General features: G+C 70.2%; 22 protein-coding genes. 13 read left to right on the top strand and 9 right to left on the bottom strand.

What is annotated here, in order from left to right:
* Nucleotides 1-241: 241 nt before the first annotated feature.
* Both OHT57_RS14760 and OHT57_RS14755 read right to left on the bottom strand, forming a co-directional pair.
* Nucleotides 242-814, bottom strand: a complete 573-nt coding sequence (locus OHT57_RS14760) for a Fic/DOC family protein (protein ID WP_328746853.1) — start codon at nucleotides 812-814, stop codon at nucleotides 242-244.
* Complete coding sequence (locus OHT57_RS14755) at nucleotides 811-1,161, bottom strand: type II toxin-antitoxin system Phd/YefM family antitoxin (RefSeq protein WP_328746852.1); 351 nt, start codon at nucleotides 1,159-1,161, stop codon at nucleotides 811-813. The genes OHT57_RS14760 and OHT57_RS14755 overlap by 4 nt, the downstream gene beginning before the upstream one ends.
* 649 nt (nucleotides 1,162-1,810) lie before the next feature.
* On the opposite strand from OHT57_RS14755, the gene OHT57_RS14750 reads away from it, so the two are divergent.
* The 5 genes from OHT57_RS14750 to OHT57_RS14730 all read left to right on the top strand — a co-directional run bounded on the left by OHT57_RS14750 (nucleotide 1,811) and on the right by OHT57_RS14730 (nucleotide 6,381).
* A complete protein-coding gene (locus OHT57_RS14750; protein WP_328746851.1) occupies nucleotides 1,811-2,575 on the top strand; it encodes a cyclase family protein in 765 nt (254 codons plus the stop codon).
* Entirely contained in the window at nucleotides 2,572-3,318 is a 747-nt protein-coding gene (locus tag OHT57_RS14745) for a thioesterase II family protein (protein ID WP_328746850.1), read from the top strand. Before OHT57_RS14750 ends, OHT57_RS14745 begins: the two co-directional genes overlap by 4 nt.
* Before the next feature lie 239 nt (nucleotides 3,319-3,557).
* Nucleotides 3,558-4,832, top strand: a complete 1,275-nt coding sequence (locus OHT57_RS14740; protein WP_328746849.1) for a beta-ketoacyl-[acyl-carrier-protein] synthase family protein — start codon at nucleotides 3,558-3,560, stop codon at nucleotides 4,830-4,832.
* Nucleotides 4,829-6,070 (top strand): ketosynthase chain-length factor, encoded by a 1,242-nt coding sequence (locus OHT57_RS14735; RefSeq protein WP_328746848.1) that lies wholly within the window; start codon nucleotides 4,829-4,831, stop codon nucleotides 6,068-6,070. Before OHT57_RS14740 ends, OHT57_RS14735 begins: the two co-directional genes overlap by 4 nt.
* 53 nt (nucleotides 6,071-6,123) lie before the next feature.
* Nucleotides 6,124-6,381, top strand: coding sequence for an acyl carrier protein (locus OHT57_RS14730; protein ID WP_328746847.1), 258 nt, complete (start codon nucleotides 6,124-6,126; stop codon nucleotides 6,379-6,381).
* Between the two features lie 81 nt (nucleotides 6,382-6,462).
* Here the strand turns inward: OHT57_RS14730 and OHT57_RS14725 are convergent, their stop codons facing one another.
* Nucleotides 6,463-6,909, bottom strand: a complete 447-nt coding sequence (locus OHT57_RS14725) for a nuclear transport factor 2 family protein (RefSeq protein WP_328746846.1) — start codon at nucleotides 6,907-6,909, stop codon at nucleotides 6,463-6,465.
* 208 nt (nucleotides 6,910-7,117) lie between these two features.
* On the opposite strand from OHT57_RS14725, the gene OHT57_RS14720 reads away from it, so the two are divergent.
* From OHT57_RS14720 to OHT57_RS14710, 3 genes are all read left to right on the top strand, one after another.
* Entirely contained in the window at nucleotides 7,118-7,903 is a 786-nt protein-coding gene (locus tag OHT57_RS14720) for an SDR family NAD(P)-dependent oxidoreductase (RefSeq protein WP_328746845.1), read from the top strand.
* A gap of 20 nt (nucleotides 7,904-7,923) precedes the next feature.
* Entirely contained in the window at nucleotides 7,924-8,871 is a 948-nt protein-coding gene (locus OHT57_RS14715; protein ID WP_443053612.1) for an aromatase/cyclase, read from the top strand.
* A gap of 171 nt (nucleotides 8,872-9,042) precedes the next feature.
* Complete coding sequence (locus tag OHT57_RS14710; RefSeq protein ID WP_328746843.1) at nucleotides 9,043-10,233, top strand: cytochrome P450; 1,191 nt, start codon at nucleotides 9,043-9,045, stop codon at nucleotides 10,231-10,233.
* Nucleotides 10,234-10,296: 63 nt separating this feature from the next.
* Here OHT57_RS14710 and OHT57_RS14705 read toward each other — a convergent pair whose 3' ends face one another.
* The 3 genes from OHT57_RS14705 to OHT57_RS14695 all read right to left on the bottom strand — a co-directional run bounded on the left by OHT57_RS14705 (nucleotide 10,297) and on the right by OHT57_RS14695 (nucleotide 13,675).
* Nucleotides 10,297-11,445, bottom strand: coding sequence for an aromatic ring-hydroxylating oxygenase subunit alpha (locus tag OHT57_RS14705; RefSeq protein WP_328746842.1), 1,149 nt, complete (start codon nucleotides 11,443-11,445; stop codon nucleotides 10,297-10,299).
* Nucleotides 11,442-12,641: a class I SAM-dependent methyltransferase gene (locus tag OHT57_RS14700; protein WP_328746841.1), complete on the bottom strand. Its 1,200-nt coding sequence runs from the start codon at nucleotides 12,639-12,641 to the stop codon at nucleotides 11,442-11,444. The genes OHT57_RS14705 and OHT57_RS14700 overlap by 4 nt, the downstream gene beginning before the upstream one ends.
* Nucleotides 12,642-12,907: 266 nt before the next feature.
* A complete protein-coding gene (locus OHT57_RS14695; protein ID WP_328746840.1) occupies nucleotides 12,908-13,675 on the bottom strand; it encodes an SDR family NAD(P)-dependent oxidoreductase in 768 nt (255 codons plus the stop codon).
* 142 nt (nucleotides 13,676-13,817) lie between these two features.
* Here OHT57_RS14695 and OHT57_RS14690 point away from each other — a divergent pair, with 142 nt between their 5' ends.
* The gene (locus OHT57_RS14690; RefSeq protein ID WP_328746839.1) at nucleotides 13,818-15,344 is read left to right on the top strand and encodes an FAD-dependent oxidoreductase; all 1,527 of its coding nucleotides are present in this window, start codon (nucleotides 13,818-13,820) and stop codon (nucleotides 15,342-15,344) included.
* Between the two features lie 63 nt (nucleotides 15,345-15,407).
* Here OHT57_RS14690 and OHT57_RS14685 read toward each other — a convergent pair whose 3' ends face one another.
* Complete coding sequence (locus tag OHT57_RS14685; RefSeq protein WP_328746838.1) at nucleotides 15,408-15,725, bottom strand: muconolactone Delta-isomerase family protein; 318 nt, start codon at nucleotides 15,723-15,725, stop codon at nucleotides 15,408-15,410.
* Nucleotides 15,726-15,778: 53 nt separating this feature from the next.
* Nucleotides 15,779-17,071, bottom strand: coding sequence for an activator-dependent family glycosyltransferase (locus OHT57_RS14680; RefSeq protein ID WP_328746837.1), 1,293 nt, complete (start codon nucleotides 17,069-17,071; stop codon nucleotides 15,779-15,781).
* Between the two features lie 434 nt (nucleotides 17,072-17,505).
* Here OHT57_RS14680 and OHT57_RS14675 point away from each other — a divergent pair, with 434 nt between their 5' ends.
* The 4 genes from OHT57_RS14675 (at nucleotide 17,506) to OHT57_RS14660 (ending at nucleotide 23,037) form a co-directional block, all read left to right on the top strand.
* Nucleotides 17,506-18,699, top strand: coding sequence for a class I SAM-dependent methyltransferase (locus OHT57_RS14675; protein WP_328746836.1), 1,194 nt, complete (start codon nucleotides 17,506-17,508; stop codon nucleotides 18,697-18,699).
* Nucleotides 18,700-18,824: 125 nt separating this feature from the next.
* Nucleotides 18,825-21,830 (top strand): DEAD/DEAH box helicase, encoded by a 3,006-nt coding sequence (locus tag OHT57_RS14670; RefSeq protein ID WP_328746835.1) that lies wholly within the window; start codon nucleotides 18,825-18,827, stop codon nucleotides 21,828-21,830.
* Nucleotides 21,827-22,642: an SWIM zinc finger family protein gene (locus tag OHT57_RS14665; RefSeq protein WP_328746833.1), complete on the top strand. Its 816-nt coding sequence runs from the start codon at nucleotides 21,827-21,829 to the stop codon at nucleotides 22,640-22,642. Before OHT57_RS14670 ends, OHT57_RS14665 begins: the two co-directional genes overlap by 4 nt.
* A gap of 98 nt (nucleotides 22,643-22,740) precedes the next feature.
* Entirely contained in the window at nucleotides 22,741-23,037 is a 297-nt protein-coding gene (locus OHT57_RS14660) for an antibiotic biosynthesis monooxygenase family protein (protein WP_328746832.1), read from the top strand.
* Nucleotides 23,038-23,103: 66 nt separating this feature from the next.
* Here the strand turns inward: OHT57_RS14660 and OHT57_RS14655 are convergent, their stop codons facing one another.
* Nucleotides 23,104-23,910 carry an AfsR/SARP family transcriptional regulator gene (locus OHT57_RS14655; RefSeq protein WP_328746831.1) on the bottom strand — a complete coding sequence of 269 codons (807 nt, stop codon included), beginning with the start codon at nucleotides 23,908-23,910 and terminating at the stop codon, nucleotides 23,104-23,106.
* Between the last annotated feature and the right edge of the window lie 57 nt (nucleotides 23,911-23,967).

The raw sequence follows: 23,967 nt of genomic DNA, 5'->3' as shown, positions 1-23,967 counted from the left end.
CTGCCCATGACAGGTCGAAGCCAATCGTTCCAGGAGCGCTGTGCTGGTTGAGAGCTTCCGGAGTCGGCTCGGCGATCAGACCTGCGGATCCACTGAACGCAGTAGTTCCAGCAGCCCCTGTGCGGGAAGCAGCTGATCGTCGGTGATGGGGTGGGGACTGAAGTGCATCAGGCTGTTGCGAAAGTTCCGGCACTCCTCCAGCGTGGTCAGACTGAGGGGGGTCGCCACCTGGCCCTTGCCCTTACCCCGCGGTGGTGATGAGCTCGTTGAGTAGCTGTTCCAACAGGCTGTTGTCGCCGAGGAAACTTTTCACCGAGGCGTCCTCGTTGCGCTGGGGGTCTGTGCCCGACCAGTTCAGGGCATATCCCGCGTCCGTGCTGAGCTGGGCCAGGAACGCCCGCTGGGCACGGCCGTTGCCCTCGCGGAACGGGTGGAGGACGTTCATGTCGCCGTACAGCTCGGCCAGTTGGATGACGAATTCCTGCCGGGGGAGATTTTGAAGCTGACCGGAGGAGGCGAGACGGCCGAAGACCTCTCCGGCGTAGGGCACCAGGTTTCTCGCCGGGCAGAACGGTGTGCGCTTGGCGATGTTCACGGTGCGTAACTCGCCTGCCCATGGATAGATGTCACCGAAGACCGCGGCATGGATCGCTTGGAGATGGCCGAGGTCGTACGCGCCGGGTAGGGGACGTTCGGCGAGCATGACGAGGTGCGCCCGAGTGATGTCCGCCTCCGCTGCCGCGAGCAGTTGATGGTCGGTGATACCGAGCTTGTTGCGCAGCACGCCGTTGGGCATGGCGTACGGATCGTTCATCCTGCCTGCCGCTCCGACGTCTGTCGGTGGCGGGCGATCGCGCGGGAGACAAGGCTGTCCGCGTCGAGGTCGCCCTTCACGTACGCCTCGGTGTCGCGGTCGGAGGCATTGGAGGCATGGAGCCCCTCGGCCTCGATAGAACCGGTGGCTGAGGCGACGGCTGCACGTCGTGCCGCTCGGCCGCTCAGCGCCTCGAAGGCCTCGACGGATAGGAGGACGCCCTGGGGCTTGCGGTGGGCGCCGATCAGGACCGGGTCGGCATCCGCGCCGGACTCCGACAGGTCAGTCAGGATCCGCGACAGTCGTGCGCGCGCGTCGCTGACGGTCACGACCTCAGGAATCTCCATGCTGTCACCGTACCCATATAGAGGCTTGATTCTGTACAGATTCTAGTACGGATTCCGGTGAGTGTCCCGCCTCGGGCGGCCCTGGAGGTATCCCCAACCCCGTCCCGGAGGCTGTCACCAGCCGAGACTGCGAGGTCCTCGCCGATGTCGGCGGGGTTGAACTGGACCACCGGTGCATCGCGTTGCAGTGATTCTCCCCGGCGTACAGCCCGACTCGTCAGGGGCCCTTTTTGTCAGGCCGGGAGCTTGATCGAATCTCGGTCCGTATCGGATTGAAACGGACCTCACGGTTACGAACGTAGCCACGAAGGTAGCCACCCACGAGGCTCCTGTGGGCACTCGTCCTGATCACTGGGCTGCGGTGACTCTCCGCGCATTACAGCCCGGCTTGGAGGTGGTTGTACGTACGCCGGATCTCCTCGACGGCGACACGGCACAGAGCGCGGCAGGACGGCCGGCTCTGGGGAACTGTGGATGGGCCGGACCCGCGAGGACACGCCGGACAGCGCCGAGGGCCGTTCGCATCCGGTCGTGTCGTGGACGGGGCCAAGACGCGCCTCGATTCTGATTCGAGGCTCCGCGCGCACAGTTCCCCACACCGGTTTCGCCATCCGATGGGCGGAGTCGACGTTATGGACCTGGGGGCACGATGCGCATCATCGACCTGTCGTCGCCGATCGACGCGGAGGGCTGGGAGCCCGACCCGATCCGCCACGACATCATGACGCCCGCGGAGGGCGCCGTACACATGAGCCAGGAGATGAAGAAGCATTTCGGCCTGGAACTCGATCCGTCCGAACTGCCCGGGGGCGAACTGCTCTCGCTCGACACGCTGACGCTCACCAGCCACACCGGCACGCACGTCGACGCGCCTTCGCACTACGGCTCCGTCGGTACGCCCCGGGACATCGACCAGATGCCGTTGGACTGGTTTCTCCGCCCCGGCCTGGTGCTGGACCTGAGTGACGTCGGCACCGGTGTCATCGGCGTCGAGAGGATCGAGGCGGAGCTGGTCCGGACCGGTTGCCGACCCGCACCGTTCGACATCGTCCTGCTGCGTACCGGCGCGGACCGGTACGCAGGGACCCCGGAGTACTTCACTCGGTTCGCCGGTCTGGACGGTCCGGCCACGGACTTCCTGCTGGACCTCGGGGTACGGGTGATCGGAACCGACGCCTGGAGCCTCGACGCGCCGTTCGGCCACATGATCGAGAAGTACCGGAAGACCGGTGACTCGTCGGTGTTGTGGCCGGCGCACTTCGCGGGGCGCCGCAGGGAGTACTGCCAGATCGAACGGTTGAGCGGCCTCGACATGCTGCCCGGAACGAGCGGGTTCCGGGTCGCTTGCTTCCCGGTGAAGATCAAGCGTGGCGGAGCGGGCTGGACCCGGGCCGTGGCGCTGGTGGATGAGTGACCCGGCAGGTGCGACTGTTCTGCTTCCCGCACGCCGGTGCCGGGGCCTCCTGTTTCGCCCGCTGGCAGGGGGTGCTCGGGGACGTGGCCGAGATCGTCCCGGTGCCGCTGCCCGGCAGGGGCGGCAGCGTCCGCGAACCCCGCATCACTGCTCCGGAGCCGCTCCTGGAGATGCTCATGGAGAGGCTCGGACCGCTCCTCGACCGGCCCTTCGTGCTGTACGGGCACAGCCTCGGCGGTCATGTCGCCCACGCGTTGGCCCAGCTGATGGCGGCCACGGGCCCGGTCGTGCCGGAGTGCGTCGTGCTGGGCGCGGTACTGCCGCCGCACCGTCCCTCGCCGCTGCTGCCCCCGTCCGTCGCTCCGCCCTGTGACGAGGAGTTGGTGGATCGTCTGGCGGCGCACGAGATGCTGCCGCCGGCAGTACTGGACGGGCCCGCGGGCGGTATCTGGCGGCGCAGCGCCCTGCCGGTGCTCCGGGACGACTTCCGGCTCGCCGAGGCACTTCGCGTCCGTGACACCGGCCCGCTGCCGGTACCCGTGCTGGCCGTCGCCGGCAGCAGGGACACGGTGGCCCCGGCCGCGTGGGTCGCGGAGTGGCGGCAGTACGCGGCCGGGGGATTCGCGATGCGGACCGTACCGGGCGGGCATCTGTTCGTCCGCGAACGGCCGCTGCCGGAACTGCTCCGGGCGGAGATCGGGCACCTGGCAGGTGGGTTCCGCTGCGGGTCGAGCACGAATTGAGGGTCCCGGCGCATCGTCGATTTCACAGACAACCGAGCGATCACAGACAACCGAGCGATCACAGACAACCGTGCAGATCGCCCGAGGATCGAGCAGGTCGCCAAGGGATCGGACAAGTCACCCAGGGTTCGAGCAGGTCACACAGGACCGAGCAGAGAGGAAAGGCTCGTGAAGACAGCGCGCGTCCGTCACCACAGTCGGGCGGTCCGGCCGGTAACAGGGCGGACAGGCGGTCCGCGATGAGCAGGCGTGTGGCCGTCACCGGCATCGGGGTGGTCGCTCCTGGGGGCAGCGGGGGGATCGAGGCCTTCTGGTCGCTGCTGTCCGAGGGCCGTACCGCCACCCGGCCGATATCCCTCTTCGACGCCTCCTCGTTCCGCTCCCGGATCGCGGCCGAGGTGGACTTCGACACCGCCGCGGCGGGCCTCACCGTTCAGCAGGTCAGGCGCATGGACCGGGCGGCCCAGTTCGCCGTGGTCAGCGCCCGGGAGGCGGTTGCCGACAGCGGCCTGGAGCTCGGCTCACTGGATCCGCACCGCATCGGCGTCACCATCGGCAGCGCGGTGGGTGCCACGACCGGTCTGGACGTCGAGTACGACGTGGTCAGTGACGGCGGGGCACGCTGGCACGTCGACCACGAGTACGCCGTACCGCATCTCTTCGGCTACTTCGTGCCCAGTTCCTTCGCCGCCGAGGTGGCCTGGTCGGTGAACGCACAGGGGCCGACCGCGGTGGTGTCGACCGGCTGCACCTCGGGCCTTGACGCCGTGGGGCACGCCGTGGAGCTGATCAGGGAGGGCAGCGCCGACGTGATGATCGCGGGTGCCACCGACGCCCCCATCTCACCGATCTCCGTCGCCTGCTTCGACGCGATCAAGGCGACGACACCGCGCAACGACGACGCCGAGCACGCCTCCCGGCCCTTCGACCGTACCCGCAACGGCTTTGTGCTCGGGGAGGGTTCAGCGGTGTTCGTCCTCGAGGAGCTGGAGCGGGCGCGGGCCCGTGGGGCGCACGTCTACGCGGAGATCGCCGGGTTCGCCTCCCGCAGCAACGCGTATCACATGACCGGGCTCCGCCCCGACGGCGCTGAGATGGCCGAGGCGATCACCGTTGCCCTGGACGAGGCCAGGATCGGCGTGCACGAGGTGGACTACATCAACGCACACGGATCCGGCACCAAGCAGAACGACCGGCACGAGACAGCGGCCTTCAAGCGCAGCCTGGGACATCACGCCTACGAGACGCCCGTCAGCTCGGTGAAGTCGATGATCGGGCACTCCCTGGGAGCCATCGGCTCGTTGGAGATCGCGGCTTCGGCCCTCGCCATGGAGCACGGCCTCATCCCACCGACCGCCAATCTGCACGAGCCCGACCCGGAGTGCGACCTGGACTACACCCCGCTCACCGCCCGCGAGGCGCGCGTCGACACGGTTCTGAGCGTCGGCAGCGGCTTCGGCGGCTTCCAGAGCGCGATGGTCCTCACTCGGCCCGAACGGAGGTCCATGTCATGACCGACTCCCGCACCGAGCCGCCGGTCTTCACCGGGCTGGGGGTGGCGGCGCCCAACGGACTGGGCACGGAGGCCTGGTGGCGGGCCACCCTGGAGGGGCGCAGCGGCATCGGTCCCGTCACCCGCTTCGACGCCTCCGGATATCCGGCGAGGCTGGCGGGCGAGGTGCCGGACTTCGATCCGAAACGGCACATCCCCAGCCGGCTGTTGCCGCAGACCGACCACATGACCCGGCTCGCGCTCACCGCGGCCGAGGAGGCGCTGAACGACGCCAAGGCGGACCCGGCGCAGCTGCCCGAGTTCGCCGCCGGCGTGGTCACCGCGGCGTCGGCGGGCGGCTTCGAGTTCGGCCAGCGTGAGCTCCAGGCGCTGCGCAGCAAGGGCGGTCAGTACGTGAGCGCGTACCAGTCGTTCGCCTGGTTCTATGCCGTCAACACCGGTCAGATCTCCATCCGGCACGGGCTGCGCGGGCCCAGCGGGGTACTGGTGACCGAGCAGGCGGGCGGCCTCGATGCGGTCGCCCAGGCCCGCCGTCAGCTGCGCAAGGGAAGCCGCATGATGGTCACCGGAGGCGTGGACGGAGCCATCTGCCCCTGGGGGTGGACCGCCCAGCTGTCCGGCGGGCGGCTGAGTACCGTAGCGGATCCCGACCGCGCCTATCTGCCGTTCAGCGGCGCGGCGCGCGGTCATGTGCCTGGTGAGGGCGGCGCCATTCTCGTGTTGGAGGACGCGGGTGCCGCTCGGGAGCGGGCGGCCAGGGTCTACGGCCGGCTCGCCGGGTACGCCTCCACCTTCGACCCCGGGCCCGGCCGCGAAGCGGATCCGGGGTTGCGTCGCGCGGCCGAACTCGCTCTGGACGAAGCCGGGTTGGCGCCCGAGGAGATCGACGTGGTGTTCGCCGACGCGGCAGGTGTGCCGGAGCTCGACCGTCAGGAGGCGGAGGCCATCGGCCGTGTCTTCGGCCCGCACGGGGTGCCCGTCACGGCGCCCAAGACGATGACCGGGCGGCTGGCCGCGGGCGGCGCGGCCCTGGACCTCGGTGCGGCCCTGCTGTCCCTGCGCGACGCGGTGATACCCCCCACCGCGAACGTCGAGGGTCCGGCCGGGGGTTACGCGCTCGACCTCGTCACGGCCGCGCGTCGCGGCCCGGTCCGTGCCGCCCTGGTGCTGGCGCGCGGCCAGGGCGGATTCAACGCCGCCATGGTGGTGACTCAGGACCGCGCCGACGCACCCCGTTGATCGAACTCGTCTGTCCCCATACCGATCCGTAGAACGAACCGAAGGGGCCTGCCATGGCTGAGATGACGCTGGACCAGCTGACCCGCGTGCTGCGCGAGTGCGCCGGAGAGGAGGAGGGGGTGAACCTGGAGGGTGACGTCCTCGACACCACGTTCACCGATCTGGGGTACGACTCCCTGGCCGTTCTGCAGACCGTCGGTCAGATTGAGCGCGAGTACGGCATAAGCCTTCCCGACGAGACCATCGCCGAGGCCGGCACGCCGCGGCTGCTGCTGGCCTTCGTCAACGAGTCGCCTGCCAGTGCCGCCTGATCCCGACACCTGAACGACGACGACGGCGTCCGCCCGGAGCTCACTGCGCTCCGGGCGGACTGCGTCGTCGTACGGACCGGGTCAGTCCAGGTCGTCGCGGTGGATGTAACGGTGCTTGACCAGCCACCCCTGCGCGCCGCGTACCAGCAGGTCGCGGCAGCCCGTACTGGCACGCAGTTCGGGGCGCCCGCCGCGGGGTGTCTCCAGCACCTGCGCGTAGCAGGTCACCAGCACCTCGTCCGGCTGCCGCGGCTCCACCGAGAGCATGCCGAGCCAGTGCCGGCGCTGGATGCCGCGGGCCGTGAAGTCGTCGACGGCCCTGCGGGCCGCGGCGGCGACAGCGGAGCGGCCGGCGGCGGGCTCCGGGAAAGCGTTGCCGTCGAAGACGCCGTCCTCGGTGAAGGTCTCGGACCACCTCTCGGCCTCACCGTCGTCCAGCAACTGCATCTGCCGGGCGTAGAACTGCTGGATGTCCTGGTACAGCACGGCGGAACCCGAATCGGCGGGCGTGGTGCCGGTGACGGTCATGTGCGAGTCCTCCTGGCGGGTACGGACGGGAGCCCGCGAGAGACGCGGGAACGGTTTCGACGATGGTGAGGGCGGAACCTTCACGCTCCCTCGACGCCTGCTGGAGCGGCCCGCCGGCCGCCCGGCCGCCGTCCAGCGCTCTTCGACCCCCGTTCGAGCCCTTCCGGTCACCGTGGACTTCGACGACATGCGGAGGGAAGTGCTCAAGATGGCGGGAGAAGAACGGCGGGTCGCCCTGATCACGGGGGCCACCAGCGGGATCGGGCTGGCCGTGGCCGAGGATCTGGCGAGGAGCGGCCTGGCCGTATTCCTCTGCGCCCGGGACGCGGACGCGGTCAAGCGGACCGTGGAGGAACTGCGGTCCGCGGGCCTCGACGCGGACGGCACACCGGCGGACGTGCGCGACCTCGACTCGGTGCGGTCGCTGGTGGGTTCCGCAGTCGAGTCGTACGGCCGTGTCGACGTGCTGGTCAACAACGCGGGGCGCAACGGTGGCGGGGTGACGGCGGATCTCGCCGACGAGCTGTGGTACGACGTGATCGACACCAACCTCAACAGCGTCTTCCTGGTCACCCGGGAGGTGCTCAAGCAGTCCGGGATGCAGGACCGCGCCTGGGGCCGGATCATCAACATCGCCTCCACCGGCGGCAAGCAGGGGGTCGTGCTCGCGGCGCCCTACTCGGCGTCCAAGCACGGCGTGATCGGCTTCACCAAGGCCGTCGGCAAAGAACTGGCCCAGACCGGCATCACCGTCAACGCCGTCTGCCCCGGCTACGTCGAGACGCCGATGGCCCAGCGGGTGCGCTCGGGTTACGCGGCCGCCTGGAACACCACCGAGGACGAGATCCTTGAGCAGTTCCAGGCGAAGATCCCGCTGGGCCGCTACTCCACCGCACAGGAGGTGGCCGGTCTCGTCGGCTATCTCGCCACCGACACCGCGGCGTCCATCACGGCACAGGCGCTCAACGTCTGCGGCGGGCTCGGGAACTACTGAGCATCGACCAGGAAGGGACGATTCACGTGTCCGAACGGCACGCTGCCCTGCACACGACCGAGATCGACGCCCCGGCCGGGACGGTCTACGAGATCATCGCCGACGTGACCCGCTGGCCGCAGCTCTTCACCCCGAACGTGCACGTCGAGCACCTCGGCAGGGGCGAGGGCACCGAGCACATCCACATATGGGCCACTGCCAACGGCTCGGTCAAGAACTGGACCTCACGCCGGGAACTGGACCGCCCGCGGCTGACGGTCGCCTTCCGGCAGGAGATCTCCGCCCCACCCGTCGCCTCGATGGGCGGCACCTGGGTCGTCCTCCCCGAGGGTGAGGCCCACTGCCGGCTGGCGCTGCGCCACGACTTCACGGTCGTCGACAACGACCCCGACGGCGTGGAGTGGGTCAACAACGCGCTGGACCGCAACAGCGCGGCCGAGCTGGCCGGCATCAAACGGGTCGCCGAGGACCGTGCAGGGCTCGACGAGGTGATGTTCGCCTTCGAGGACACCGTGCACATCGCGGCGGACGGCGCCCTGGTCTTCGATTTCCTCAACCGGGCCGACCTGTGGCCCGAGAGGCTGCCGCATGTCGCCCGTCTCGACTTCGCCGAGGAGGAGCCCGGAGTCCAGGTGATGGCGATGGACACCAAGGCGGCGGACGGTTCGGTGCACACCACCGAGTCCGTGCGTGTGGTCTTCGGCACCGACCGGATCGTATACAAGCAGACCACGGTCCCCGCGCTGATGAGCGCACACACCGGCTGCTGGACGATCGTGCCGGCGGGCGACGGAGTCGACGTCACCTCGCACCACACCGTCATCGTCAAGCCCGAGGCCGTCGAGAAGGTGCTGGGCACCGGCAAAACCGTGGCGGACGCGCGTGCGTATGTCCGGCACGCGCTGAGCACCAACAGCCGGGCCACGCTCGGCCACGCCAAGGAGTACGCGGAGAGCCCGCGCGGCTGAACAGATCGGAACAGGCCGGCCGACAGGCCGTGAGCGGCCGGGCGGAGGGAGACCTCGGCCCGGCCGTCCCGCTGTCGTGTCCGGCTCGATCGGCTTTCGAGTGAACCCTGTTGAGCTGTGCGGTGACGCCGGCAACAAGGCCTTCGGGCCAGGAACGCGAGGAGAAAACCCATGGGTGGTCCGCACTTCTCGGACGAGATGCAGAAGACCCTCGCCTGGTACGAGCGGATGCGCCGGGACGAACCGGTCAGCCACGACCCGACGTCCGGGCGGTGGCGGGTCTTCCGCTACGCGGACGGCTTGAAGGTGATGCAGGACGCGGAGACGTTCTCCAATGACATGAGCGAGTTCATGCCCCCGGTGGAGGAGCTGATCGCTTTTCAGAAGGGCAACTTCCAGAACATGGACATGCCCCGCCATCGCGAGCTGCGTGGGCTGGTCAGTCAGGCCTTCACGCCCCGCTTCGTGGCCGGGCTGGAGACGCGGATCAGGGCGGTGACCCGGCAGCTGCTGGACGCCGTCGACGCGCGGGGCGGCACCATGGACGTGGTCACCGACCTCGCTCATCCGCTGCCGGTCACGGTCATCGCCGAGGTGATGGGCCTGCCCCGGTCGGATCACGAGCTGTTCCGTAGCTGGGCCTACGCGCTGCTCGTCGACAACGGCGTCGACGCCATCCGCAGCGAGGCGGGTGTGACCGCCATGGCCCCGTACATCCGTGAGATGAACGACTACCTTACCCGGCATGTGCGGTGGCACCGGGACGAGCCGCGCGACGGGCTGATCAACGACCTGATCCGGGCCGAACTGGACGGCAGGCGCCTGGACGACGTGGAGATCGTCGGCTTCCTCGGGCTGCTGCTGATCGCCGGGTTCCTCACCACGAGCGCGCTGATCGGCAACGCGGTGCTCTGCTTCGACGAGCACGCCGAAGTGACCGCCAAGCTACGCGAGGACCCCGCGCTGCTGCCCGCGGCCATCGAGGAGGTGCTGCGCTACCGCTCGCCACTCATCTGGCTGGACCGCAGGGTGGCGGTGGACACCGAGCTGAGCGGGTACCGCATCTCCAAGGGCGCGCTCGTCAGCGTGGCGCTGGTGTCGGCGGCAAGGGACGGTGAGGCCTTCGCCGACCCGGACACGTTCGACATCGGCCGGCGCTCCAACCGCCATCTGTCCTTCGGCAAGGGCGCGCACGTCTGCCTGGGTGCCCCGCTGGCCCGTCTGGAGGCGCGGGTGGCACTGACCGAACTGCTCACCCGCTACGAGTCGTTCGAGGTCTCCGGCACCGAACCGGTGCAGTTCCACGATCCGGAGGGCCTGCTGGCGCCGAGCAGGCTGCCGTTGCACATGCGCACCGCGTAGCACGGCGCGACGGTGAAGCCCCGGAGACCTCGGACGAGGTCTCCGGGGCTTCACCGTCGCGTCCTAGCCGCAGAGCCCTTCGGCCAGCGAGCGGTAGAAGGCCAGCACGCCCGGTTCCTTGGGGCTGAGGTGGCCGCGTCCGGCGTAGCGCGAGCCGACCCCGCGCTGCACGGCCTCCAGACCGGTGCGGTCCTCGGCGTTGACCCGTGCGGTGAACTCCTCCAGCGGCCCGCGCAGGTTCTCCAGGCCGGCCTGCTCGACGATCCGGCGTGGCATCAGCGTGCCGCCGCGCACCACGGTGCGGTCCAGCGAGGCCGGGATGAGGCTGAGCCAGGCGATCGTCTCGCCGAAGGTGGCGACGCTGCCGCAGGGGAAGACGCGGAAGCTGTAGAGCGTCTTCTGCTCTTCCTCGGTGAGCGGCAGCACGGTCGGCTGCACGGGGTTGCCCGCAGGGCTCAGCAGCCGCGAGACCACGGGTGAGTCGAAGTGCACCCGCATATCGATGCCGCCGGTCATCAGGGGCTTGACGGTCTCGGGGTGGAAGCCGATGGCGTGGTAGTTCTCGTGGCCGTTCTCCACGGCCACCTTCCAGTTGCAGTGCCAGTCCTCGGTCCAGGTGGAGATCTGGACCATGTCGTCGAGCCGGTAGTTCTCCATCTCCGTCTCGACGACGGTCAGTTCCGGGGCGAGGGGCCGTGCGTGCGGGTCGAGGTTGACGTAGACGAAGCCGTGCCACTCCTCGACGGCGAAGCCGGGGAGCCGGCACGACGCCGGGTCGAAGTCGGGATTGCCGCGCATGTGGGTCGCGGCGATGAGCCGGCCGTCCATGTCGTACCGCCACAGGTGGTACGGGCACGTGAGGTCCTTGGCGTTGCCCTGCCCCTTCTCGACCAGCGGCATCAGCCGGTGCCGACAGACGGGTGAGGTGGCGTGCAGGGCGCCGTCCGTGGCACGGGCCACGAGGACGGCCTCGCCGGCGACGTCCAGGGCCACGTAGTCCCCGGGCGACGCGAACTGGTCTGCGTGGCCCACCAGTACCCAGGAACGGTGGAAGATCCGCTCGCGTTCCAGTTCGTACAGGCCGGGATCGGTGAACGCCCGCGGCGGCATGCTCAGTTGCGGCGGCACCGGAGCGAGATACTCGCGCAGCTGCGTCAGCAGCTCGGCGGTCTCCTCCGTGTGCACGGCGGCTGGACCGGTCGTGACGGTCATCGTGACTGCGCCTCCTCGCGCCCTTCTTCCGGGGTGATCGCGCCCAGGGCCTTCCACGCCTCGTCGTCCATCCAGGCGGGGATGCTGGTCTCGCCGTTCACGCCCTTCTCGATGAAGGCGATGTTGTGGTAGGTGTGCACGCCGATCACCTCCGACTGGGTGATCGTGCGGGGCTCGTCGGGTTTCGGGGCGAACTCCGCGTAGTGGATGTCGTCGAGCAGCCGCTTGAGCAGCCCCATGGAGGTGTCCGGCGCGGTCGTCGGCCCCGGGGTGCCGCCGAACCGTGGCCAGTACGACGTCTGCAGATCCTCGATCACGTACAGCCCGCCGGGCTGCACATACGGGAAGAGCGCGTCGAACGAGACGCGCACATGCTCGTTCTCGTGGCTGCCGTCGTCGATGACGATGTCGAACGGACCGTGTTCCTCGGCCAGTTCACGCAGGGCTTCGGCGTCGCCCTGGTCGCCGGTGAGCGCCTTGAGCCGGTCCTGGTCCAGTGCGGACTTGTCGAACAGATCGAGGCCGTAGACCATGCCACGGTGGAAGTAGCGCTTCCACATCTTCAGCGACGGGCCGCCCAGGGCACCCGCGTAGCCGCCGATGCCGATCTCCAGGATGCGCACCGGGCGGTCGCGGTACCGGGCGAAGTGGTTCTCGTAGTGCTGCGTGTACCAGTGGAAACTGGCCCACTTGTCCGAGCCGTAGCGCACCGAGAGCGCGCCGAGGCCGGGCGTCTGGCTGGTGCAGCCGGACAGCAGTGTCCCGCCCGCCTGATGGGTGGAGTCGAGGATGTCCCGCAGTCGGCTGAAGTCGGCCGGCCGTTCCGGGAGGAAGACGTCCGTGAAGTCACCGCTGTGCTGCGCGTGCAGCGGGCCGTACAGGCGGTGTACCAGGTCGGCGAGGGTGAACTGCAGGTGCCGGCGGATACACACCGACGGGTCGTCGTCACCGATGACCCGGATCGGTTCGCCGCGGGACATGCGCAGCACCGTGCGGTGGGTCTCCTCGCCGTGGCCGACCTCCAGCGCGATGTCCACGGGCATGGTGTTCACGGGGTCGTCACAGCGGAACAGCACCTCGTCGACGAGGACCGTGACAATCCGCGCCAGGCCGACTTCCTTGACCAGCGCGGCTGTTTCGGTGTCAGGTGCGGTCCCGCACAGGGTGAGGCGCCCGGCAAGGCTCTGGGTGGTCATCTGACGGATACCCTCTCTGCGGTCGAAACCAGGACGGATACGCGGGCGACCCTAGGGGCCGCTGCTTGAAGGGAGGTCAAACCCGGCTCGTGAGGCCGGCCGCCGCCGGCGGCGCACGGGCGTCGCGGACGACGCCTCGGCGGGACGTGGACCGCGGTGCGAAACAGCTCGCGAAAGGTCCCGGCAGCCGCCGAAGACCTTCGGCTTCGGCACCCGGGAATTCCGGAACGCTCAGCGCCCGCACGGTACCGGCTCCATCGAGCCGCTCACTGGACGGAGAGGGCGCCGTCGACCGCCAGGACGGTGCCGTTCGCGTACTGCGCCTGCGGCGAGGCCAGTTGGACGATCCACCAGGCGATCTCCTCGGGGGTTCCGACGCGGCCCGCGGGGATCCGGTCGTGCATGTCCTTGATGAACGCCGCGTAATGCTCTGCGGGCATGCCGTTGCGCGTCGCCATGCCGGTGTCGATGACGCCGGGCGCGACACCCACCACGCGGACCCCGCGCGGGGCGAACTCCAGGGCCCAGGTCCGGGTGAGGAAGTCGAGGGCGACCTTCGTGGCGCCGTACACGGACATGCCGGGCCAGGCGCGGCGCCCGAGCGAGCCTGCGGTGGAGAGGTTGACCACCGTGCCGGAACTCGCGGACAGCGCGTCCAGGGCACGCCTGGTCAGCAGGAACGGTGCGCGCAGGTTCGTGGCCAGCTGGACGTCGAGGGTCGCGGTGTCGAGGTCATCGAGCGTGCTGTGCACACCAAGGGCGGCGTTGTTCACGAGCACGTCGAGCCGTCCGTACCGCTCCAGCGCGGTCGTGACCACCGTGTCGGGGCCGTCGTCCGCGGTGATGTCGGCGGTCAGGGTGCTGATCGTGGGCTGCTCCCCGGCGGTCTCCCGGAGTGGTCCGGGCGTGCGTCCCACCACCAGGACGTGCGCGCCCTCCATGGCGAAGGCCCGGGCCGTGGCCCGCCCGATGCCGCTCCCGCCTCCGGTGACGACGACGGTCCTGCGCTGCGTGTGCTTCATCTCCTCGGTCACGGTCGCACCGTAAGAACCCTCGCTCGAACACCGCTCGACGAGCGGGGTCCGCCGGGTCCAGCCGGAATCGAGGGCGGGCGTGTGGGGTGTGCGAAGCAGCAGGCCTGTCGAGGGCCGGTCCGACGGAGGGAAGAGGGACGAGATGAGCGAAGGCACGCCACACCGGCCGCCACCGGGCCCCGTGGCGGTGGGCACCGACGATCCCCGCTATGCCGACCTGGTCAACGGTGTCAACCACCGCTTCACCGGCACCCCCGAGCACATTCGCGTCGTCGGTGACACCGAGCAGAGCGTCCTCGCCGTGCAGGACGCCGTCGACGCCGGTCTGCACATCGGCGTCCGCAGCGGCGGACACTGCCTGGAGGACTTCGTCGACGGGCCGGGCACCCGCTTCCTCATCGACATGTCGCAGATGGACGCCGTGTACCACGACCCCGCCCGAGGCGCCTTCGCCGTCGAGCCGGGCGTCCAGCTGGGGGCGCTCTACCGTGCCCTGTACAAGGGCTGGGGCGTCACCGTTCCCGGCGGCTCCTGCCCCACGGTCGGCGCCGGGGGACACATCCTCGGCGGCGGGTACGGCCCGCTGACCCGGCTGCACGGCTGCGTGGTCGACTACCTGCACGCGGTGGAGGTGGTCGTCGTGGACGCCTCCGGCACCGCTCGCGCGGTGGTCGCGAGCCGTGAGGACGAGGGTGCCCTGCAGGATCTGTGGTGGGCCCACACCGGGGGCGGCGGTGGCAACTTCGGCGTGGTCACCCGGTATTGGCTGCGTGCGCCGGACGTCTGTCCCGGCGCCGGTCCCGGTACTCTGCTGCCCCGCCCGCCGGCCACCGTCCTGGACAGTCTGGTGACCTGGTCGTGGCAGGACATGACCGGAGACCGCTTCCGGCGGCTGATGCGCAACCACGCCGAGTGGCACGAGCAGAACAGCGCGCCCGACTCCCCGTACGCGAGCCTGTTCAGCGTGCTCGGCGTGATGCACAGGGCGTCCGGGATCATCATCATGAGCACCCAGATGGACGCCACCGTGCCGGACGCCGCGTCGCTGCTGGACGGCTATGTCGACGCGCTCGCCGACGGGGTCGGCCCGCGCCCCGCGCACACGGTGCGGACCAGGCCCTGGCTGCAGTCGATGCTGCAGCCCACCCTGCCCGACACGGTGACGGGCATGCGCTCCAAGGGCAAGGCGGCCTATCTGCTCAAAGGCTACGAGGACGGACAACTCGACGTCCTGCACGAGGCGTTGACCGACGCCGACTACGGTCACGCGAGTGCCGGTGTGCTGTTCATGTCGTACGGCGGCAAGGTGGCCGAGGTGGCGCCGCAGACCACCGCGACGGCGCAACGCGGTGCCGTGATGAAGGCGTTCTACGTGAGCCTGTGGCAGGACCCCGCGCAGGACGCCCGGCACCTGGCCTGGATACGGGAGCTGTACCGGGACGTCTACACAGAGACCGGCGGTGTGCCTGTGCCCGGCGAGCAGAGCGACGGCACCTACATCAACTACCCGGACATCGACCTGGCAGATCCCGAGTGGAACAAGTCGTCCGTGCCCTGGCACACGCTCTATTACAAGGACAACTACCCCCGGCTCCAACGGGCGAAGGCGCACTGGGACCCGCGGGACGTCTTCCGCCACGCGCTGTCCGTCCGGCCGCAGGAGGCCTGACCGGTCCGGCGGGCGGAAAGGGGGCGGCCCGGTGCACTCCGTGGTGCACCGGGCCGCCCCTGCTCACTGCTGCAGTGTGTTCTCCCTGCCGTTCCGGTACGAGGTCGAGTCGAAGGCGCGCGGTTCGGCGAGCGGGATGACCTCGAACGACAGGTGCGGGCTCAGCGGGTTGTCGTAGAGGTGGGTCAGCAGCTCCTCGTGCGAGGCCACGTCGTAGACGAGGAGCCCGCCCGAGGCGCCCACGCGGACCCAGCTGTGCCGGATCACCCCTCGCTCCACCAGTTCGCGGGTGTAGGCGAAGCCCTCCGGCAGCCGGGCCCGGAACTCGTCGGCGCTGATCCCCGAGGGGGCCTGGGTGGCGAGAACTGCGAACAGAGTCATGGGTGTTGATCCTCCTGGGAACGTGGGGAAAGCGGGACGGCCGGGAGTACGGGTCACGTGGCGGCCGTGCGGTGCTGTGCAGCCAGGCGCTCCAGCACGGGTACGACCTCGTTGGGGGCGGGCTCGGCCGTCATCTCGTCGCGCAGCGCCTGCGCCCCCTTCGCGTACGACGGCTCGTGCAGCAGCCGGTCGAGGGCCGAACGCAGTCCGGCCGGGTCCAGTTCGGCGGGCGGGACGAACACTCCGGCACCCACCTCCTGGGTGCGGCGGGCCCGGTGGATGTTGTCCCACATCGAGGCGAGGACCAGTTGCGGTACGCCGTGGACCGCCGCGGTCGCCCAGGTGCCGGCCCCACCGTGGTGCACGATCGCCGCGCACGACGGCAGCAGGACGTGCAGCGAGGCGAAGTCGACCACCCGGGTGTTGTCGGGCACGGTGGTCAGCCGCTCGCGCTCGGAGTCGTCGAGGATCGCGACGATCTCGGCGTCGAGGTCGGCCACGGCCTCGAAGAAGTCGTCCGCGGTGACGGCGCGACCGTCGGGCGAGTCGATGGTGCGTACGCTCAAACCCTTCGTCAGACAGATCCGCGGTCGGTCGGGCGCGACGCGCAGCCAGGGCGGCACGGTGGCGGGCACCGGGCCGTTGTAGGGGACGTACCGCATGGGCACGGTGTGCTGTCCGGGGGCCAGCCGCATGCTCGCCGGCATCTGGTCGACGCGCCACTGACCGGTCACGGTCTCCTCGGTGAACTCCATGTCATACCGGGCGAGTTGGCCCGCGAGCCAGTGCCGTACCGGGTCTGCCTCGGGGGTGCGCGCGGCGTCCACCCCGTTTCGGGCGTGGTGGCCGAGCAGGGTCTGGCGCATGTGCAGGAACAGGTCGGGTCCCCACAGCAGCCTCGCGTGCGGGACCCCGGTGACCTGTGCGGCGACGGCGCCGGCGAAGGTGAAGGTCTCCCAGATCACCAGGTCGGGCCGCCAGGCGCGGCAGAACGCGACGAGGTCGTCGATCGTCTCCTCGTCGTTGATCCGTGCGTAGAACGCCGAAGTCATCAGCTCGTTGCTGGTGCGGAGGAACTCCGCGTCCACCGGTTCGTCCAGGCTGCCCACGAGGTCCCGGCCCTCGTGGTGGGCGTAGATCCGCGGGCCGGCCGCGGCCATGACCCGGGCGAGCTCCGGGTCCCGGCCGACGGGGACGGCGGTGAGCCCGGCAGCGGTGATGCTGTCGGTCAGCGGGGGCTGGGCGGCCACCCGTACTTCGTGTCCCGCTGTCCGCAGCGCCCACGCGAGCGGGACGCAGCCGTTGAAGTGGGCGTCCAGGGCGGGCGCCGCTATCAGTACGCGCATGGGTGCCTCTCCGACCGAGGTTGACGTGGCCGGGGCAGGTTGTCTCCAAGCGCTCGAAGACTCCTGGAACCTCGCTGAGCCGAGCGGGCAGGGGAGGGCTGGACAAGGGGGCCCGGCGACCGCTCGCCGAATCGAATTACGCCCGGATCGGCGGGGCCCTGCCCCATTTCGGAGATCCATGTATATGGAGTGGCTGTGGCTTGACAGAATGCCGTTCTTCTGGTCTCGAAATTATCGAGAAATGGGATTTGACTTTTCCTCGAATATCGTGTCCTGCGATACCTGGAAGAAGGGTCGGGGAAATGTGGCGACCGTTTCGTGAGACGGTCGCCACCGCAGGTCGAGCCTGCCTCGACCCGCCGCTCCTAGCCTCGGACCCGCTCGTCCGCCACGGCGGAACGGGATCCTGCCCACTCGGCCATGAAGGAGCGCACATGCCGGCGCAAGCCCCACGTGAACTGGAGAACACCCTCATCGGCCTCGCCGACCGCCCGGACGCAGAGGCAGCCGCCCGGCTGACCGAGCTCGGCGCCGCCGACTGTGCCCAGACCCTGCTGCGCGAACTGGTCTCGCGCGCCGCGCTGTTCCCGGAGCCCGTCGGCAAGACGACGGTGAAGGTGAGCCTGCGCCTGGGCGGCGAACTGCTCGGCTGCGGAGTCACGCTGGGCGGCGGCGTCGCCGAGGTGGTGCCGAGCGCCCCGCGGACAGCGGTCGCGAGCCTCGCCCAGGACCTCGTCGAGCTGCTGCGCGCCGTGTACGGAGCGCCGGGCCGGTACACGGCGACCCTGGAGCTGCACGTGGCCGAGCCTGACCGGCCCCTGTTCGACCCGGCCGACCCGGCGCACGCGGAGCGGGCGGCCGCCGTCACCGCGCTGCATCAGCTGGCCGCGGCGATCGGCGGCCGGGAACAGTCGCTCGACGAACTCGCGGTGCGTTTCGGCTCCGACAAGTGGGGCGGGCACTGGTACACCCCGCACTACGACCGCTACTTCGCCCCGCTGCGCAGGCGTCCGGTGACCGTGCTCGAGATCGGCATCGGCGGCTACGACGCCCCCGACCAGGGCGGCGCCTCGCTGCGCATGTGGAAGCACTACTTCCCGCGCGGCACCGTCTACGGCCTCGACATCCACGAGAAGCACGGCATCGCCGAGCCCCGCCTGGTGCCGCTGCGCGGGGACCAGGGGGACGTGCGGTACCTGGAGGGGCTGGCCGAGGGCCTCGGCCCCTTCGACATCGTCATCGACGACGGCAGCCACCTCAACCACCACGTCCTGACGTCCTTCCGGACCCTCTTCCCGCACGTGCGGCCCGGTGGCCTGTACGTGATCGAGGACGTACAGACCGCCTACTGGCCGGGCTGGGGCGGCAACGCCACCGATCTCCACGACTCCGGCACCTCAATGGGCCTGGTCAAGAACCTGCTGGACGGGCTCAACCACCAGGAGCGGCAGCCGGACGCCGACGCTGCCGGGCCCTCGTACACCGACCGCAACGTCAGCGGTGTCCACGTCCACCACAATCTGGTCGTGATCGAGAAGGCGGTCAACACGGAACAGGGGGCGCCTTCCTGGGTGCCGCGCGACGTCGATCCGGAAAGCTGGTACACCGACGCCGCGAAAAGCAATTAGATTCGGCCCCGGATCTCGCCGTCCTGCGGGATCGGATCCAGCTGTACTGTGAAATCGGGGCAACTCTCGGGGTATCCTGCACAGCGCTTTTCCGAATCCGCGATTTCGAGGAGACAGGATCGCTCATGGGCCGGCCCGAAATTCCCGGTCAGTTGCAGGCGACGTTCGTTCCGGACCCCGAGGTGCCCGGGAAGGGGAGGATGGCCTTCTGGGGAACGCCGTGGCCGGCGACGCACGCCGCGGCCCTCGGACTGGTGCCGCACACCGCGTCCGGCACCGGATCCGGCGCCGTCCTCCCCGTGGTGCTGCCCGACGGTGACCAGATGGTGGGTGCGGAGGTACCCGCCCTGCTGGTGCCGGTCGGCGAGACGCTTGCCGCTCTCGCCGGCCTGCACACGACGGGCCCCGTGTCCGGCGGGCAACAGCCCGGCCCGTCCGTGCACGCCTGGGCCCTCGCCGCGAGACTCGCCCTGGAGCACGTGGTCGCCGGACATCTGACCCCCGTGTTGTCCCCCGGCAGGGAGGACCGCGTGCACGGGCACTGGCGCGCCGACTGCGGGGGCGACCCGCGGCTGGCGGCCCTCGCCGAGGCGCTGCCGGCCGCCGCGCACGCACTGCGGCTCCCGCCGCCCGGCACAGTGGCCGAGGACGGCGCCGACGAGCTTCGGGTCTGTGCCCCGCACACCCTGCTCGGCGCGTTCTGCGACGCAGTCGCCGATGTCTGTGCCCGGGCCGGGGACAGCGTCGGTGCACCGGACGACCGGCCGCACGTCACGTCGGAGAGCCGCGCCGGCGACTGGCCGGGGGCCTGGCTGACGGCCCTGACGGCCGGAGCCGAGGCGGCCGCAGTCGAGGCGCCCGGCGCGCCCTCGGCCGACCGGATCGCGGACTGGGCCGCCTCCGGCGCCGACGAGCGGGTCGCCGTACGGCTCTGTCTGCGGCTCGGGGTGCCTGCCGGGCCGGACGCGCGGTGGCCTCTGACGTTCCACCTCCAGAGGGTGGGTGAGCCGGCGGCGCTGGTGCCCGCCCAGCGTGTGTGGACCACCGAAGCCACCACGCTCACCCTCGGAACCGGCGTCCTGGACCGGCCGCAGGACGTCCTGACCGAAAAGCTGGCCCTGGCCGCGCGTACCTTCCCGCCCCTCGCGGGCGTCTTGTCCCAGGGCCATCCGGTGCAGGCCATGCTGACCCCGTTCGAGGCCGCCGGACTCCTCGGCGACGGTGGCACCGCGCTGCGGATGGCCGGTATCGAGGTGGTCGTCCCGGACGGACTCGACGCGCCGGGCAATGTGCTCGGTCCACGGCTGCGGGTGGGTGTCCGGCGCGGAGGCTCCGCAGACCGCAGGAACGGGGCGAGCCCGCACGGCCGTACCGTCGCCTGCCGTTGGGAGGCCGTTGTCGGCGGCGAGGTCCTGACCCATGACGAGGTCCTCGCCCTGGCCGAGCGCGGTGAGCCCCTCGCCCCGTGGCGGGACCGGTGGGTACGGGTGGACTGCGCACAGGCCGACCGGCTCGCCGCACTCGTCGGCACCAGCGGGCGGCTGGCGATGGTGGAGGCACTGTCCGTCGTGCTGTGCGGCCGTCGTCACACCGAGGAGTTCGGTGACGTTCCGGCGCTGGCCGACGGGTCGGTCGCGGACATCGTGGCCGACCTGCGCGACGCGGCCGACGCCGGCGAGCCCGAACTGGCCGGGGTGCGTGCGGAACTGCGTGACTACCAGCGGCGCGGTGTGGCCTGGCTGCAGAGCCTGACCGGGCTGGGGTTCGGTGCGCTGCTCGCCGACGACATGGGCCTCGGCAAGACCCTCCAGGCCATCGCGCTGATCGCGAGCCGCACCGGTGAGCGACCCCACCTCGTGGTCTGTCCCACCTCCGTGATGAGCAACTGGGAGCGCGAAATCGCACGGTTCACACCGGAGTTGACGGTCCGTCGACACCACGGTCCGCGACGCGCCACCGCCGCGGACGAGTTCCGGGCCGACGAGGTCGTCGTCACCAGTTACGCCCTGCTGCGTCTGGATGCCGAGCTGCTCACGTCCGTGGACTGGAACCTCGTCGTCCTCGACGAGGCGCAGCAGATCAAGAACCACACCGCGCGGACGGCCCGTGCCGCCACCCGGCTCGCCGCCCGGCACCGCGTAGCCCTGACCGGTACGCCGGTGGAGAACCGGCTGTCCGAACTCTGGTCGATCATGCACTTCACCAACCCCGGACTCCTCGGCTCGCACCGCCGCTTCAAGGAGCGCTTCGCCGACCCGATCGAACGCGACGGGGAGAGCGGGACCGCCGAGCGGTTGCGCGCCGTGATCGCCCCCTTCGTGCTGCGCCGGCTCAAGAGCGCGGTGGTGGCCGAACTCCCGCCGAAGCTGGAGTCGACGGTCGCCTGCAACCTGACCGCGGAGCAGGCCGGTCTCTACAAGGCCGCGGTGGAGGCGGCCCTCGACACAGAGGAAGGACTGGGGACCGGCTTCGCACGCCACGGCAACGTGCTGCGTCTGCTGACCGAGCTCAAACAGATCTGCAACCACCCGGTCCAGTACCTGCACCGGGGCCGACAGACCCGCGACGATCAGCTCGTGGGACGCTCCGGCAAGCTCGCCCGGGCCACTGAGATGCTCTCCGAGGCGGTGGCGGCGCAGGACCGCGTACTGGTCTTCACCCAGTACCGTGTCATGGGCGAACTGCTCAGCCGTCATCTCGCCGCCGAACTCGGCCTGGGCCACGTGCCGTTCCTGCACGGCGGCACCCCGGTGGAGGAGCGCGACCGCATGGTCGAGGCGTTTCAGCACGACGAGACGGCTTCTCCGATCCTCGTCATCAGCCTCAAGGCGGGCGGCTTCGGCCTGAATCTCACCCGGGCCTCGCACGTCCTGCACTACGACCGCTGGTGGAACCCCGCCGTCGAGGAGCAGGCCAGCGACCGTGCCCACCGCCTCGGCCAGACCAGAACCGTCCATGTGCACAAGCTCGTCACGGCGGACACCTTGGAGGAGCGCATCGACGCCCTGCTGGAGAGCAAGCGCTCGCTGGCAGACGCGGTCGTCGGCATGAGCGAGACCTCGCTCTCCGAACTCGACGACGCGGCCCTCCGTGACCTTGTCCAGCTCACAGAATCAGGAGTCGACGAGTGAGCCCGGCAGCAAGCAGTACCCGGTCCGACAGCAGGCAGCAGCCCGCGGCCGCCGCAGCCACCTCGTGGAGCAGGCGCTGGATCCGCACTCTGGAATCACTGGGCGCGACCTACCCCAACACCAGGCTGCCGCGCGGCCGTTCGCTCGCGCGCAACGGCGCCGTGCAGGGCCTCGTGGTCCGGCCGGGCGAGGTCATGGCCCGCGTGGAGCAGGCCAAGGGGGCCTGGCCGGTGACGCTGACACTGCCGGTGTTCACCGACGACCAGTGGGCGCACGGTCTCCGCTTCCTGGCCGGGCAACTCCAGCACACGGCGAGCCTGCTGGAGGGCCGCATGCCGGAGAACGTCGACGAGACCCTGGGCAGGGCGGAGCTCGCCGCCTTCCCCCGCCGGGGCGAACTCTCCTCGCGCTGCGACTGCCGGGACACCGGCGACCCCTGCGTCCACGGCGCCGCCGTGCACTACGCCTTCGCCGAGGCACTGGAGGACAACCCCTTTCTGTTGCTGGCCCTGCGTGGCCGTAGCCGTGAGGAACTGCTCGCGCAGCTGCATGCCGCCCGTAACGACGGCGCTCTGCCCGAGCGCGCCGGCCGCACCGGTGTCCCGGCGGCCGAACTGCCGTCGGGGGAGGCGTTCTTCGCGGTCGGTGACCTCACCGCCGTACCGCTGCATCCGCAGCGGCCCACCGACCCGGCGGCCCGGTTGCGCCGCCTCGGCCCGCCGCCCGGCTGCACGGTGGCCGACGCGGAGCGGCTGGCCGCGGTCGTCGAGAGCGCGGCCGCCTGGGCGTGGGGGCTGGAACAGGGAGGGTGAGGCACCGGTTGTCGAGCGTTCGTCGAGCAGCCGGCGACAGGATCGGGGCACGGACCGCAGTCCGACCGCCCCGATACCGACGTGGAGAGGCCGCATCGATGATCACGTTCGTCAACCGTTTCGAAGTGCACGGTTCCGTCGAGGAGTTCGAGCGGGCGTTTGACGCCACCTCGGTGTTCTTCTCCGCTCGTCCCGGCTTCCTCGGGCATCGCATGCTCCGCCATGCCGACCAGCCGGGGCGGTACGTCAACGTCGCCGAGTGGGAGAGCCGGGAGCGCTTCGAAGAGGCCCTGGCCCACCCGGAGTTCCCGCCGCACGCCAAGGCCCTGAGGGTGCTCGCCACCAGTGACCCGAACCTGTACACCACGGTCCTGGACCGAACAGCACCGCGGTGACGCGAGCCGGTGTCCCGGGGCCCCGGTGCGGGCCGCGGGACACCGGCTCGTGCCGCCCGGCACCGGTCAGTCCACAACGAAGGGCAGCTGCGCCCGCAGAGTCCCGGGCAGGGACTCACCGCTCAGGACCGCCTGGTGCATGCGCTGGAGCCGGTGACTCGGCTCCACACCGAGCTCCATGCGCACACACTCGCGCAGGCGGCGGAACTCCTCCATCGCCCGCCAGGTGTTGCCGGAGCAGTAGAAGGCGGTCATCAGCTGGGCACGCAGGTTCTCGTTCAGAGGATGCCGGGCGGTCAGGACGCGTAGCTCGGCGATGAGCGACGAGTACCGGCCCAGCCGCAGATCGGCCTCGATGCGCTGCTCCAGTACCTGCATGCGGGACTCCTCCATGCTGATGGCCTCGAGCTCCAGCACCACCCCGCGTGGTACGTCGCCCAGTGCCGGTCCGCGCCACAGGTTCAGCGCCTTCCTGAGCAGGTCGGCCGCCGTACAGGGGTCACCGGTCTCCAGTGCTGCGCCTCCGCGCAGCGTCAACTGCCGGAACTCGGCCGAGTCGTGGCTCTCCACGGTCGGCGTCAGGCGGTAGCCGCCGAACGAGGTGGCGAGGACGTCCTTCGGAGTGAGGGCGGAGCCGGGGGCCAGGGTCCCGGCGATCTGGCGGCGCAACTGCAGAATGTACGTCTGGAGCGTGGTGGCGGCGCTGCGTGGCACCGCGTCCCCCCAGACTTCCTCCATGAGGGTGCTCACGGGTACGGTGTGGCCTGCCCGCAGCGCGAGCATGGTGAGGACCTGACGCGGTTTGCCGGCGGTGGGGACGATGGACGAGTGGTTGTGGTCTACGGACAGCGGTCCCAGGACCCCTATTTTCACGAGAACGCTCCGATCCGGTCCATGGTGTGGGGTACTTCGGAGCGTTCCACCTGCGCA

It is taken from the genome of Streptomyces sp. NBC_00285 (assembly GCF_036174265.1).
Taxonomy (GTDB): Bacteria; Actinomycetota; Actinomycetes; order Streptomycetales; family Streptomycetaceae; genus Streptomyces.
The sequence above is the reverse complement of the archived record's forward strand: the minus strand, read 5'-3'. Positions and strand labels throughout refer to the sequence as shown.

What these genes read in the sequence shown, in the direction of transcription:
- OHT57_RS14725 (WP_328746846.1), bottom strand. Translation starts at nt 6,909, where the DNA reads ATGACCGTCACCGGCACCACGCCCGCCGATTCGGGTTCCGCCGTGCTG.
- OHT57_RS14710 (WP_328746843.1), top strand. Translation starts at nt 9,043, where the DNA reads ATGGGTGGTCCGCACTTCTCGGACGAGATGCAGAAGACCCTCGCCTGG.
- OHT57_RS14660 (WP_328746832.1), top strand. Translation starts at nt 22,741, where the DNA reads ATGATCACGTTCGTCAACCGTTTCGAAGTGCACGGTTCCGTCGAGGAG.
- OHT57_RS14690 (WP_328746839.1), top strand. Translation starts at nt 13,818, where the DNA reads ATGAGCGAAGGCACGCCACACCGGCCGCCACCGGGCCCCGTGGCGGTG.
- OHT57_RS14755 (WP_328746852.1), bottom strand. Translation starts at nt 1,161, where the DNA reads ATGGAGATTCCTGAGGTCGTGACCGTCAGCGACGCGCGCGCACGACTG.
- OHT57_RS14680 (WP_328746837.1), bottom strand. Translation starts at nt 17,071, where the DNA reads ATGCGCGTACTGATAGCGGCGCCCGCCCTGGACGCCCACTTCAACGGC.
- OHT57_RS14760 (WP_328746853.1), bottom strand. Translation starts at nt 814, where the DNA reads ATGAACGATCCGTACGCCATGCCCAACGGCGTGCTGCGCAACAAGCTC.
- OHT57_RS14705 (WP_328746842.1), bottom strand. Translation starts at nt 11,445, where the DNA reads ATGACCGTCACGACCGGTCCAGCCGCCGTGCACACGGAGGAGACCGCC.
- OHT57_RS14670 (WP_328746835.1), top strand. Translation starts at nt 18,825, where the DNA reads ATGGGCCGGCCCGAAATTCCCGGTCAGTTGCAGGCGACGTTCGTTCCG.
- OHT57_RS14735 (WP_328746848.1), top strand. Translation starts at nt 4,829, where the DNA reads ATGACCGACTCCCGCACCGAGCCGCCGGTCTTCACCGGGCTGGGGGTG.
- OHT57_RS14675 (WP_328746836.1), top strand. Translation starts at nt 17,506, where the DNA reads ATGCCGGCGCAAGCCCCACGTGAACTGGAGAACACCCTCATCGGCCTC.
- OHT57_RS14685 (WP_328746838.1), bottom strand. Translation starts at nt 15,725, where the DNA reads ATGACTCTGTTCGCAGTTCTCGCCACCCAGGCCCCCTCGGGGATCAGC.
- OHT57_RS14750 (WP_328746851.1), top strand. Translation starts at nt 1,811, where the DNA reads ATGCGCATCATCGACCTGTCGTCGCCGATCGACGCGGAGGGCTGGGAG.
- OHT57_RS14700 (WP_328746841.1), bottom strand. Translation starts at nt 12,641, where the DNA reads ATGACCACCCAGAGCCTTGCCGGGCGCCTCACCCTGTGCGGGACCGCA.
- OHT57_RS14720 (WP_328746845.1), top strand. Translation starts at nt 7,118, where the DNA reads ATGGCGGGAGAAGAACGGCGGGTCGCCCTGATCACGGGGGCCACCAGC.
- OHT57_RS14730 (WP_328746847.1), top strand. Translation starts at nt 6,124, where the DNA reads ATGGCTGAGATGACGCTGGACCAGCTGACCCGCGTGCTGCGCGAGTGC.
- OHT57_RS14740 (WP_328746849.1), top strand. Translation starts at nt 3,558, where the DNA reads ATGAGCAGGCGTGTGGCCGTCACCGGCATCGGGGTGGTCGCTCCTGGG.